Source organism: Longibacter sp., from assembly GCF_051155795.1.
In the GTDB taxonomy this organism is placed as follows: domain Bacteria; phylum Bacteroidota; class Rhodothermia; order Rhodothermales; family Salinibacteraceae; genus Longibacter.
Genome location: NZ_DAXETW010000086.1, coordinates 85005 through 97420, shown reverse-complemented (window position 1 = coordinate 97420; position 12416 = coordinate 85005). Strand labels below are relative to the sequence as shown.

At 62.3% G+C, this 12416-nt stretch carries 7 protein-coding genes; 5 read left to right on the top strand and 2 right to left on the bottom strand.

Annotated elements, in window-relative coordinates:
• Window positions 1-191: 191 nt before the first annotated feature.
• Window positions 192-812 carry a hypothetical protein gene (locus ACFCU0_RS09510; RefSeq protein WP_434973431.1) on the bottom strand — a complete coding sequence of 207 codons (621 nt, stop codon included), beginning with the start codon at window positions 810-812 and terminating at the stop codon, window positions 192-194.
• A 202-nt stretch (window positions 813-1014) separates the two neighbouring features.
• Here ACFCU0_RS09510 and ACFCU0_RS09505 point away from each other — a divergent pair, with 202 nt between their 5' ends.
• The 4 genes from ACFCU0_RS09505 (at window position 1015) to ACFCU0_RS09490 (ending at window position 8373) form a co-directional block, all read left to right on the top strand.
• Window positions 1015-2370, top strand: a complete 1356-nt coding sequence (locus ACFCU0_RS09505; RefSeq protein ID WP_434973430.1) for a BamA/TamA family outer membrane protein — start codon at window positions 1015-1017, stop codon at window positions 2368-2370.
• Between the two features lie 75 nt (window positions 2371-2445).
• Entirely contained in the window at window positions 2446-4260 is a 1815-nt protein-coding gene (locus ACFCU0_RS09500) for a hypothetical protein (protein WP_434973429.1), read from the top strand.
• Between the two features lie 119 nt (window positions 4261-4379).
• Window positions 4380-7268, top strand: a complete 2889-nt coding sequence (locus ACFCU0_RS09495) for a hypothetical protein (RefSeq protein ID WP_434973428.1) — start codon at window positions 4380-4382, stop codon at window positions 7266-7268.
• A gap of 499 nt (window positions 7269-7767) precedes the next feature.
• The gene (locus ACFCU0_RS09490; RefSeq protein ID WP_434973427.1) at window positions 7768-8373 is read left to right on the top strand and encodes a S24 family peptidase; all 606 of its coding nucleotides are present in this window, start codon (window positions 7768-7770) and stop codon (window positions 8371-8373) included.
• Window positions 8374-8542: 169 nt separating this feature from the next.
• Here the strand turns inward: ACFCU0_RS09490 and ACFCU0_RS09485 are convergent, their stop codons facing one another.
• Complete coding sequence (locus tag ACFCU0_RS09485) at window positions 8543-10069, bottom strand: helix-turn-helix domain-containing protein (RefSeq protein WP_434973426.1); 1527 nt, start codon at window positions 10067-10069, stop codon at window positions 8543-8545.
• A 501-nt stretch (window positions 10070-10570) separates the two neighbouring features.
• On the opposite strand from ACFCU0_RS09485, the gene ACFCU0_RS09480 reads away from it, so the two are divergent.
• Window positions 10571-12319, top strand: coding sequence for a malate synthase (locus ACFCU0_RS09480; RefSeq protein WP_434973425.1), 1749 nt, complete (start codon window positions 10571-10573; stop codon window positions 12317-12319).
• Window positions 12320-12416 lie beyond the last annotated feature (97 nt).

Here is a 12416-nt window from a genome sequence, read left to right as displayed (position 1 = left end):
AAACGGCGTACCCAACCGATCCAGAGAGTCGGCCCACCCAATATTTCTTCACAAAGCATAGAAAAGCCGTCTCATCCGCCGGGAGGGGCGGACGAAACGGCAGAATCGTCGGTCGGTGTGGCAGCCCCGGGTCGGCCGTCCCCTGTCAGATATGGCAGAGCAGGGACGGGCGCAACGCCGTGCGACGACGGTCAGGCGAGCGCGCCGCCGTCGGGGTCGTCGCCGAGGAAGTCGGGCAGGTCGGGGTGGTCGTCATCGCCGCCGCCGGGTTCATCCTCCGGGCCGTTGTTCGGCGCGTCGGGAGGGAGGGGGTTGCCCTGATCGTCGAATCCCGGCTCGTCGCCGGCCGCCCCGTCGCCCCGAGCACCGTCGGGATCATTCACCTCTTCGATCTCGTCGGGCGAGTCGACCATGTCCGTATCGGCTGCATCCCGTGCGGGTTCGTTGGAGTGGCCGTTCTGAACGGCGCAGTCGGGCGGGGCAGGCTCTTTCTTGTATACATCGACGACCGTGGTACCGTCCCGAAAGTTAATAGCGAGTACGGCCTCCTTTTCGGGGTCGTAGGTATCGATCAGGTGGCGCACGATCTCCAGTTGCGTACCCATCGTTTCCTCCTTCGACGCTTTGAAGGTGAGGTAATTCAGCGGGAGCTTGCGTCCGCGTTCTCCGTCTGCATTCGAGCGAAAGACGACTGCCCCGCGGCCCCGCTCGTTGTACATGCGCCAGGCATGGCGAGCGGCCAAGTTCCAGTGACGCTCGGCGAATCGGTTGAGGAGTTCACCGGGGTTGGGCGGTACAGCGGAGGAGGACATATACGGTGATGGTTCGGTATATCAATCGGTCGTTACGCAGGCGCGGCGGGTCGGTACGGGGGCCGGGACGTCCAAGCGTTGTAACGCTGGGAACTTCGGCTGTACGCACCGATGCAGATACCGACCGTTCCGGGTTTCAACCATACTTGTCTCGTTTTTCCCCGTGCAACCAAGCCTCCCCTCGGCGTTCCGCCCCGTCGCGATGCGTCCCGGTTTTGACCGAGTCGCCCGCCTGACGCCTCTGGTGGAGCTTTCGTCGTTGCGCCTGCGCACGGTCAGCCTGCTTATTCTGTTGCTGCTCGTTTTTACGGTTGATGCCACGGTCGCGCAGACGACGGTTCCCGCTCGCGACACGGCCGACGTCGTCGAGGCCGATTCGTCGTCGAAATCGCAGCATCCGAACGCGGTGCCCTACCGCTCCAGTCGAAGCGTCTGGGCCCACGCGCTGGCGGCGCCGTCATACCTCGTCTACGGCGTGACGCGGCCCATCGGATGGGGCGTGAAGTACCTTGAGCGCGAATACCCGGCCTTGTTCGAGCCGCGTGCCCCGGTGCAAGGCGTGCTCCCGCTCGTCGAACTCGGCGGGCCCGTGGGTGTCCAGGGCGGTGTCGCCGTGTTTGACCACGACCTCTGGGGCCTCGGGCACGACGCCCGTTTGTCGTTCATCTACGGGTCACGAAGCCGGTACGAGGTGGACCTCGACTATCGCTTTGGTCCGGTCTTCGGACCGCACACGACCCTTACGGTGAACGCCACGTTTTTGACCAACCCCGAGCGGCGGTATTTTCTCCGCGGGAACCGGGCCGATCGACGGGATGAAACGAGATACTTCACGCGGCAGCTATCCGGGCGTGCAACCCTCACGTTGAAACCATTGGAACGGTTGGTTGGAGACGTCGAGGTGGAGGCCTCGCGCACGTTCAACAAACGGGCCGACGGAGACCTGGGGGACCGCCTGCCGGTGTCGCTGCCAGGCGTGGGCCGCGCAACCGCTTTGCTGACGGCCCGCACCGGGTGGACGATTGACCGAACCGCGCGCGAGCAGCAGCGCATCGTCCGAGGAACGCGCGTTCGCCTGGAGGGGGAGGCGACCGAAGACCTCAGTCGGGGCACCTTCCGGTACGTCGGCTACGCCGCGGAAATCCAGCAGTATCTTCCGCTCCCGTTCCTTCCGTCGACACGCCGTCTTGCCCTGCGGGTACGGATGGAAAAAGTGGAGCCCGCCCGCGGCGGCGCGGCCGTCCCGTTCTTTCGCCTGCCAGGCATCGGGGGGCAGACGACAGTACGTAGCCTGGTCTTCGAACGATACGTCGAGGAAGGCGCCCTCGTGGCAAACGCGGAGTACCAGTATCCAATCTGGAATCGAATGGATGCCGTTGCTTTCGTCGACGCTGGTCAGGTCTTTAACGAGTTCGAAGGCATCGCCGTCGACCGGTTCCACTACAGTTACGGGGGCGGCGTTCGCGTTATCCGTGGAGGACGCCTCGCGTTTCGTTTCGAAGTCGCCACCGGGGAGGAGGGCCTTCGAACGATCCTGACCGTCAATCAAATGTTCTGATCGCTTCGTCAATCCCCGGTCCGGGGTGTCGAGCATTGCCGCGCTCCAACGTTCTTCTTATCCGCAACTCCGTTTATGGCTTCTTCGCTCCTTCCCCGCCTGTCGGTAGGACCGGGCCGCTGGCTTCTCGTGCTGGTCCTCGTTGCGGCCGCCGCGAGTGGCTGCGGCTCGTCGAGACCGTACACGCTCGGCCCGGTCAAGACGGAAGATCCCGATCGCCGCCCAATTCCTGAACCCCGGGAAATCGAGCAGAACTTTTACTGGGATCGCGTCGATCTGACGCTCTTCCATCAGGTCAAGAAGCCGCTCAACCTGGCATGGACAGGACGGAAAATCGGCGCGCTGGCCGGCGTGACGGACGGGGAGAGAGAAGCGGTGAATGTCAATGTCTTCGATGAGCCACCGCGATCCAGCTGGTGGGAGCCGCGGCACTACTACCGGCCCATGGGCCCGGACGAACTCGCGGTTGGACCGAATACGGACGGTCGACCGGACGCCGGCCCTGACACGACCGGGACGTGGACGATCTGGCGTGGAAAATCCGTCGGCGCGGCGTCCGGATTCTTCATCGAGGACGCGCGAGGCGTCCGCTACCTGCTCAAGTTCGACAAGCCCGCCTACCCGGAGCTGGCTTCTTCCGCCGAGGTGATCGCGACAAAGATCTTCCATGCGGCCGGCTATCACGTCCCGGAAAACACCATCGCTTATTTCCATCCGGATCAAATCCAGATCGGCGAGGAAGCGACGGTTCGGGACGGAAACGACCGGCGACCGATGCGTCCGGACGACGTCCAGTCCGTGCTCGAGGGCCAGCCGCGCCGTGCCGATGGGAAGATCCGGGTGATGGCGAGCCGCTTTGTCGACGGGCAGGTGCTGGGGCCGTGGAATTTTCGTGGTCGACGGGGGGACGATCCGAACGACCGGGTCCGGCACGAGGATCGTCGCGAGCTTCGCGGTCTGCGGGTGCTGAGCGCCTGGCTGAACGATACGGATCGACGGGCAGCAAATACGCTGGCCGTTTACACGGACCAGGAGTACATTAAGCACTACGTTCAGGATATGAGCTCCACGCTTGGTGCGAACACCGGTGCACCGCACCGCCCGATCCACGGGCAGGCGTATATGATCGATCATCGCCTCATTCCGCTCGCCCTGGTCAGCGGAGGATTGTTTCCGTTCTGGTGGTGGGATGAGGACGGCACGGCGCAGTATCCGTCCGTGGGGTACTGGCGGTCCGACGTATTTAAACCGGGCCGGTGGGTCCCCACGTATCCGAATCCTGCGTTCGAGAAACTCACGCGCCGCGATGCCTTCTGGGGCGCGAAGCAGGTAATGGCCTTCAGCGACGCGGATCTCGATGCGGTCGTCGATGCGGCGGAGATGTCGAATCCGGAGGCGGAAGACTACCTGCTCCGCATCCTGGCCGAACGTCGCGACATGACGGGCCGGTACTGGTTTCACCGTGTGGCTCCGCTTGACCGGTTCCGGCTCGCCCTGACAACGGCAGAGGGGCCGATGCTTCGGTTCAGCGACCTGTCCGTCGACGGCGGTCTGCACGAATCGGCCGGCACATCGTACCGGTACCGCCTCCGGCACAGCGAGCGTGTGATCGCGCAGGGGGAGGCGACGGAGCCGGTCGTTCCTCTGCGGGCTGATAGCCGATCGATGGTGGACTGGCTGGACGACAAGGGGGCGAACGGCCCGAATCGACGTGTCGTCAAGGTCGAGATTCAGCCGGTGTACGCGTGCGACATCGTCCGGCCGCCGCCCGTCGACATCTACGTGTACGTTCCCTCATCTCCCGCACCGCCGCCGAACGTTCGATCCGTGTTTGACCGCGCAGACATCGAGCCGGACGCAGTCCGGGTGGTCGGCATCGAGCGGCAGTAGCGGCAGGCCCCGCCACGAGACCGCTTCGTCACGCACGTGGGAAACCTTTTCCTGCAACGCCCTCGTTGGATTGACTTCAAGCAGCGACTCTTCGTCTCGGCCGACTCCCGCTCCACACTATGGCACGCCTTCTCGCATCATTGCTGGGCCTCCAGAAGGGTGAGAGGGAAATGGCGCTGCTCATGGCCGCCTATCACTTCCTCCTGCTGATCATCCTGTACCTGCTGAAGCCGGTGCGGGACAGCCTGTTTCTGGCGGGACGCGGGCCGGAAGAACTGCCGTATGTGTTCATTCTGACGACGGTGCTTGTCGTACCGGTCGTTATCCTGCATACTCGGGTCGGTCAGACCATGCGGATTGGCCGGCTCGTCGACGGGGTGACGCTGTTTCTTGCAGCTAATCTGGTCGGACTGTACTGGCTGTTGACGACGGAGGCCTCGTGGGTCCCGTATCTTCTCTATGCGTGGGTGAGCATTTTCAGTCTGCTCGTCACGTCGCAGTTCTGGCTGCTCGCAAACGCCATTTTCGGCGCCTCCCAGGCGAAGCGGGTCTTCACGGTGCTGAGCGCAGGTGCTATTCTCGGCGCCGTCGCCGGCGGGGAGATGACGGGTCTTCTCGTCAATGTCGCGGAAATCCACAGCCGTACGTTGCTGTTCGTCGCCTCCTTCCTGCTGGTCGGGTCGGTTGTGCTGAGCCGGTGGATTCGGGCACGACATCGCCATCGCGGGGGGACGGTCGATGGCGGTACGTACCCCTCGTCCGCCACAGCCGTCGACGGTGACAGGGATGAATCGACGCGGGCCGTTGCCGTCAACGATGGCGAGCCGGACCCGGAGGAGGCGACGCACACGGCGGAAGAGCATGAAGCGTCGACACAGATGGCGGCGCGTCCCTCCGGCAGCTGGGAAGCCTGGAGTATCATTCGTAACTCGCGGCACCTACGACTCATCGTCGGGGTGATCGCCATCATGGTGGTGACCTCCACGTTCGTCGATTTTCAGTTTAAGACCGTAGCCGCCCAGGCCTTTGCCGCCGAGGACGCCCTGACGTCCTTCATGGGTCGGTTTTACGGTCGCGTGAGCCTGGTCGCGCTGGTTGTTCAGTTTCTCATCGCGCCCCGACTCATCCGGGTCCTGGGTATCGGGGGCGCGCTCTCCGTTCTTCCGCTGGCCCTCGCGGGTGGCACAATTGCGATGGTCCTAGTCCCAGGTCTCGTCGCCGGCGTGGCCCTGCGAGGGGCCGACCAGACGCTCAAGCATAGCATCGACAAGACGGGTCGTGAGCTGCTGTTCGTCCCCGTGTCACTACAGAAGAAGAAAAAGGTGAAGGTGTTCGTCGATCTGTTCGTGGATCAGGGCGCGCAGGGAGTGGCGGGCGGCCTCCTGCTGCTCTTCACCGCCGTCCTCGGCTTTTCGACCGCCGATCTCGGGGGCGTGGTTGCTGTGCTTATCATGGGCTGGGGCACCATCGCCTACCTGGCCCGGCGATCCTATGTGGATGAGTTTCGGAAACGTCTTCGCCGGCAGGAGGAAAACGATTCGACTGACGAGGCGGAAGCCCGTGTCTCGGAAACGCTGGACGAACTGCTTGAGTCGCTCTGCAGCCGAAGTGAGCGAGAAACGCTCGCGGCGCTGACGCAGCTTGAAGAAGGGGAGGAGACGGTGCCGGTCGACGCGCTCGTGTGCCTTTTTGATCATCACTCTTCCGAAGTCCGCGCCCACGCCATTCGTGTTCTCCGCGTGCGTACCGTCGAGGGTCTCGGTGCCGAGATTGTGGAAGCACTGACGGATCCGGACCCGGATGTTCAACTCGAGGCAGCGCGGTACCTGTACTGTCAGAGCGGGGAGCGGATCGAGCGGCTGAAGGAGGCCCTCGCACACGACGACGTCCGCATTCGGGCAGCGGCTGTCGGCCTGATCGCGGAGGAAGGCAGCCCGGAAACGTATCGCTTGATCACCGAGGCAACGCTTCGGCATCTGATGGAGGTGCCGGGGGCAGCAGGCGAAGATGCCCGGACGCACGTCGCGCGCATTCTGGGCGTGATCGACCGGCCCTATCGCATCGAGATGCTACACGCGCTTCTATTCGATCCGTCGGATCAGGTCGTCGAAGGCGCGATTCAGGCGGCCGGGCGGAGTGGGGAGCGGGCGTTCGTTCATCCCCTCCTCGTCCGCCTGAAGCAGGAGCGGTTTGAAGAAGCGGCCCGGGAGGCGTTGGCTCTTTTCGGTGATCGAATTCTCGGGACGCTTTACGACGTGATGGTAGACGCCCGGGTAAACATGGACGTTCGCGTTCAAGTGCCACGGATCCTGACCGACCTGCAGAACGATCTGGCGATGACGGTGCTGGTGGCTGCGCTGCCGGACGTCCCCGTGCCCGTTCAGCACGCGATTGTGCGCGCGCTGAGTCGCCTCCACGCATCGGGGTATGGATCGTTCTCGACGGAAGAAATCGCACGTGCGGTCCGGCGCGAAATCGAGCGGTATGCCGCGCTCGGGCAGGTCCTGCATCTGCTTCAGCGCACCAACCGGGACGTGCTCGGTGCGGCCGACCGATCGGCTGTACGAGAAGCGCGGAAGCGCAGTCTGGAACGGACCTTCCGTCTCCTCGGGTTGCAGTACGACCAACGCGACGTGTACGATGCCTATCTCGGGCTGACGAGCGACGATCAGACGCTACGATCCAGCGCGATCGAGTTCGTAGACAACCTCGTGGACTATTCGATGAGTCGGATTCTGCTTCCGCTGCTGGACGACCCGTCCGGAGCGAAGGCGGTCGAATACGGCGAAAAACACTTCGACTTGAAGATCAAGACACCCGCGGATGCCCGGGACTACCTTTCCACCGTGGACGATCCGCGCCTTGATCCGGCGGTGGCGGAGGATCGGCCCGCGGCGGCCGCCATGCCCGCGATCACCCACGGAGATGGCGCGTCGACGGGGACGGCCGTTGCAGGAGATGGATCGCCGAAGCTCGAGGAAGGGGACGAACTTCCCGGTGCGCCTTGAGAAGCACCCATAGAGGCGACCGTGCCCTGAGAAGTCGTACGGAACGGCCGCGTCTGACATTTCGCGAACGTTGGATACGCCATCTCTCCAAGGCACGTCGCGCCGTCCAAAGCAACGGTCATCGCGATTTTGGCACGCGTTCGCCCGGAATATTGACCGAATCGGATGCCATGTTGTATACTACAGTATCCGTCTAAAAGAAGAACCGACGGGAACGACATTATCCGTTCGTCCGCTCACACGCGACGCATACACTCAGCAGGACCTCGAAAGCGCGTGTGAAGGATGCCCTCCCGGTGCAGTCATGGTGGCCGGAGCCTCGTCAACCTTCTTTCGCAACGGATGGGACAAACGACGCCTGTAGCCCCACTCGTTTCCATGTTGATTTATGTCAGTATCAACGTACCGTCCGCCACGTTCGATCAAAGAAGTCCGGGAGGAGACCCGAGAATGGTTGAATCACGTCTGTCAGGAGCAGTTTGGAGGAAATGTCCGGAAGATGGCCACCTCTCTCGGCTATGACGATGCCGGTCGCAGCAAGCTCGATCGCATCCTGAAAGGGAAGACCGTCAAGATCGATGCAGCCCTTCTCGACGATTTGAAGGCGTATCTGAAAAACCAGGGTGTGACGTTTCTCGAGCCTGCCGTCACCGAAGAATCCGCCGGATACGCGCTGCAGGATGTATCCCTGGAATACTGCAGGTTCGAGGTGACGAGACAAAACGGTCGTTACGTCGCGGAGCGTATGGAGAAGGGCCGTTATCACGTCGATCCGGCCGAGGTCAGCCATGCGGATGTGGATCGGGAAGAGTTGTTCGTGATTCCCGTGATTGGCGACTCAATGGACCCTGAATTTCGCTCCGGGGATCGGCTCATCATTCAGCCGGTGTCGACGCCCGACCATCAGTTGATCCCGAGCGACGGGGTCTACCTTTACCGGCTGGAGGAGAGCATTCAGGTTAAGCGCCTGATGCGGCAGCCGAAGCGTACGGTGAAGGTGGTGTCCGCCAACGAGAAGTACGAGACCTACGACTTCGTTGTGGACGACGACGACCTGGATATCGAAATCATCGGTCGCGTGTGGGCCCGATTGAAGCGTTACTAACCCCACCGGGCTCAGCCTGGTGCTTGGGCTGCGGCTTCGTCTGTGGGGAGGGCCGCAGGAGAGGTGTATCGCACGCTTCTGTGGCGCGGGGATACATCCTTGTACGGGGATGCGCCGTCGCGCGGACATGCACCGTCGCGCGGGGCTGCACCGCAGTGCAGGGGATAGGTCATGCGTCGCGGATGGAGGCGGTCAGTTCAGCCAGGGCGTTTTCGCGACGCTGCTGCGAGCGTTCCGCCTCGTGCAGGGTGGGCGGTGCGACCCGATCCTCGCACTGAGCAGGGGATAACGGGCAGCGTTCGCACGTCAGGTTGACATCCAGCCGCGGGATGCTATCGTCGTTCCAGAACTGGACGTGACGCTTGAAGTCGTCATTGATCAGGAAGCCCAGCGAGACGCACGAATTGGTCGTTGGCTGAAGGGCAAGGGGGCGCGCCGAGGAAAGGACGAAGAACTCCGCTTCGTCATTCAGATAGTGCGACCGTTGCGCCCGGATGCGGGGCGGGGCCGTCGGCTCTCGGCTCGTGGCGCCGTTGTGCTGCTCATCGGACAATCGCTCGAGCAAACGCATCGCCGGCCATCGCCGGCAGTAATGCTCCCGCAGGCCGATGCCGTGCGGAACCGGCACTTGAGACATGTTAAGCAGCTTTGTCAGCTGAAAGTCGGACGATCCGGCGTCGTGGTGGAAGCGCATGAAGAAGATGTCGTCCAGACCGAAGAAGTGCGGGACGACCTCCGTCAGGCGGTAGTAGAACATCTCCGGCGTGGCGTCGAAGCGGGCCATGCATTCGCGTAGCGCGTCGCCGTCCCAGCGAGGCTGCGAGAAGATCCGTCGGAGGTGCTCAAGCAACGGGTCGCGGTCGATCAGGAGCGCGCCGGCAAAATAGGATGCGCGAAAATTATTGAGGACCTGTTCGTAGCTTTCAACCTTCAGCCAGGACGATGTCCGCGCCCGTTCGTCCACGTCCATCAGGCAATAGCCGATCTCGCGGGCGTATATAAAGGCCCGCTGTATGTCCATCAGGTCCCCGTTCAGAAGCAGCGTTGGTGACGCGCCGTCGACGTAGACGGACCGAAAACCGGACAATTCGGGATGGTCCGGAAGGGTATTGAGGTCGACGCTGTAGTCGTACTCGTCCACGAGCACCGCGTAGAGCGCTTCGTGAGGAATCGACGTGCCGGCGCCCCACTCTTTCTGCCGGCGGTAGTCCTGCGCCATCTCCTCGAGTTCCTCGAAGTAGTTGCCGTGCAGCTGCTGGTAGGAGCGGAGAGCGGCGAAGAGAAAGTGCTCCACCTGCATGTCGTAGGTGCGCCCGATCTCCAGAAAGGTCCGGATGAGGGCACCGGCGCGGGAGGGACGATCCGACACCAGGGCAAAGACGTCCTGCGGCTCCAGCCCGAACACCTCGAACGGAAACTCCTGGATGAAGGTCGAGGAGAAGACCTCCTTAATTGGATCGAGTTCGTCCGTTACCGACATCGACACGAGGTCGTCGTACGCAACACCAAGGGCGTTCGCCAGGTCGATGATTTTGTCTGGCTTCGGGTACTTTTTCCCCTTCTCGATTTCACTCAGGTAAGAGATGCTGAGACCGGAGCGTTCGGCCACATCCTTGAGTGAGGCCCCCCGTTCCTGCCGGAGCGTTCGAAGCTTGAGGCCGAGGATGAATCGAAGGTTTTCACTGCTGACAGCCATGCGCGGTTGGGGCGTGGGGAGCGATCGTGACGGGAGGCGAGGGAGCCCCGATGAGGCGGTATCGATGGATGACGCCGGTGGAGCAGGAAACGCATGCGGCGCATCGGGCGGAACCCGACGCTAAAATGCAGTCCGGTGAGACGACACCAACGATGCAACGCCGTTCACACCGACCGATGCGAAAATCGTTCGCTCACAGCGAAAGTATATAAAGCACGTGTGAAGAAAACAACGAATATAACGAATTTCCTTTGCCAGCGAAATTTCGCTTGACAGAGATCGCGTGAACGTGTATTGTTTGAATCGCATGAAGACACGTGCACGCCAACGTGGTTCAAACGGCCACACGTCTCGTAGACCGGGATGGAAGCGGTTCCAACCTTGCGGGACCGCGCCTGGTCGGTGACGGTCCGTTTCGACGATGTCCGATCTCGATGACGCGCCGTTTCGGTGACGCCCGGTTCTTTTCCGCCCGTATTCTCTTTGACCCCAGGTAACGACATGGCACTATCAACGCCCGATGCCGCGGCATACACTTCCAGCGTCGAATGGACGTCCGTCACGGACGGCGTGGACATCAACGCGAATGCCTGGACCGACGAGGCACGCGAGCTTTTCCCCGACGAACTCGTGTCGATCATCGCGTCCATTCACCGGTCGATGGAATCGGATCGCCAGGATCTGCTGGAGGCGCGAGCAGACCGACAGGCTGCGTTCGATGCGGGCGAACGTCCCGGCTTTCTCTCCGACGACGAACACCCGGAGGCGAGAGGGGACTGGCAGGTTGCCCCGCTCCCGGATGATCTGCTTCAGCGGCGCGTTGAGATCACCGGGCCGGTCAACAATGCGAAAATGGTCATCAACATGCTGAGTCGGAACGACGACGGCGAGATGGCCGACGCGGCGATGCTGGATTTCGAGGACTCGATGAAGCCGGCGTGGGATAATGTTCTGGCCGGCCTGCGAAACGTGAAGGAGGCGGCCGACGGCACGCTGACCTATTCCCGGCCGGCCGCCAAGGGTCGCCCGGCGAAGGACTACAGCCTCGATCCGGCCGACATGCCGCTTCTCATGGTCCGTATTCGCGGTCTCCACCTCGACGAATCGAACCTGCGCGTCGACGGGACCCCCGTTTCGGGCGCATTGCTGGATCTGGCGGCGGTGGCGTACCACACGGCGCGGACGCTGATCGATGAGGGCAAAACGCCGAAGTACTACGTTCCGAAAGTCGAACACTACCTCGAGGCACGCTGGTTCAACCGGCTTTTCGAAGCAGTACAGGATGCGCTCAACATTCCGCGTACGACGTTTAAGGCGACGTTCTTGATCGAAACGCTGACCGCCGCCTTTCAGATGGAAGAGATCCTCTACGAGTATCGGGATCACGCGGCCGGTCTCAACGGGGGACGATGGGACAAGATCTTCAGCGACATCAAGGTCCTGAAGGAGCATGATGACCGCGTCCTGGCCGATCGCAACTGGATCAACATTCAGCGGCCATGGATGGAGATGTACGTGAAACAGCTGATCCGCGTGTGCCACAAGCACAACGCATTCGGGATGGGCGGCATGGCTCCACAGACGCCCGGTAAAACGGAAGAGCTTCGCGAGAAACAGGTCGCCGGCGTCGTCGCGGACAAAGAATTTGAGGCGTCAATCGGGCACGACGGCTGCTGGGTTTCCCACCCGTATTTCATTGGCCCGGCGATGCAGCCGTTCAAGGAGAAGCTAGCCGCGGATGGCAAGAAGAATCAGCGCGACGTGATCCCTGACATCCCGGCACAGCCGGACTTGCTCCCGAAAGGTGGCGTCGGCCCGAAGACGCTCGAGGGCATCCGGGTCAACGTGCGCGTTTCCATTGGCTACATGAAAGGATGGAACTCAGACATCGGCGCTGTGGCCTGGGATAACCGGATGGAGGATCTCGCCACGTTCGAGATCTCGCGTGCTCAGATCTGGCAGTGGCTGCGTCACGGCGTGACCCTGGACGACGGCACCGCCGTCACGAAGGACCTGATCGCCCGCATTTTCAACGAGGAACTGGAGAAGATCGAGGATGAGGCGCGTGAGTTTTTCGCCACCTACGGCGACGAGGCCGTCAAGACGCACGTGAAGCGGTTCCGCAAAGCAGCAGAGGATGCAGAACGCATCTTCACGGAGGACGAGATGCGACCGTTCCTGGCGTGCAAGTCCGAGCTTTACGGCGTGGACGACCACAAGCAATTCCTGCTGAAGCACTCCGGCTGCTGATCATCGACTGGCAGCCACCCCAGCGTCCCACAGCGTCCGGACCGAGGCGATCGTGGGACCTACCCGAGCAGCTCGGTCCCAACCATAACGACAGGGC

Coding starts and splice junctions, on each gene's coding strand:
- ACFCU0_RS09510 (WP_434973431.1), bottom strand. CDS start 812: ATGTCCTCCTCCGCTGTACCGCCCAACCCCGGTGAACTCCTCAACCGA.
- ACFCU0_RS09505 (WP_434973430.1), top strand. CDS start 1,015: ATGCGTCCCGGTTTTGACCGAGTCGCCCGCCTGACGCCTCTGGTGGAG.
- ACFCU0_RS09500 (WP_434973429.1), top strand. CDS start 2,446: ATGGCTTCTTCGCTCCTTCCCCGCCTGTCGGTAGGACCGGGCCGCTGG.
- ACFCU0_RS09495 (WP_434973428.1), top strand. CDS start 4,380: ATGGCACGCCTTCTCGCATCATTGCTGGGCCTCCAGAAGGGTGAGAGG.
- ACFCU0_RS09490 (WP_434973427.1), top strand. CDS start 7,768: ATGGCCACCTCTCTCGGCTATGACGATGCCGGTCGCAGCAAGCTCGAT.
- ACFCU0_RS09485 (WP_434973426.1), bottom strand. CDS start 10,069: ATGGCTGTCAGCAGTGAAAACCTTCGATTCATCCTCGGCCTCAAGCTT.
- ACFCU0_RS09480 (WP_434973425.1), top strand. CDS start 10,571: ATGGCACTATCAACGCCCGATGCCGCGGCATACACTTCCAGCGTCGAA.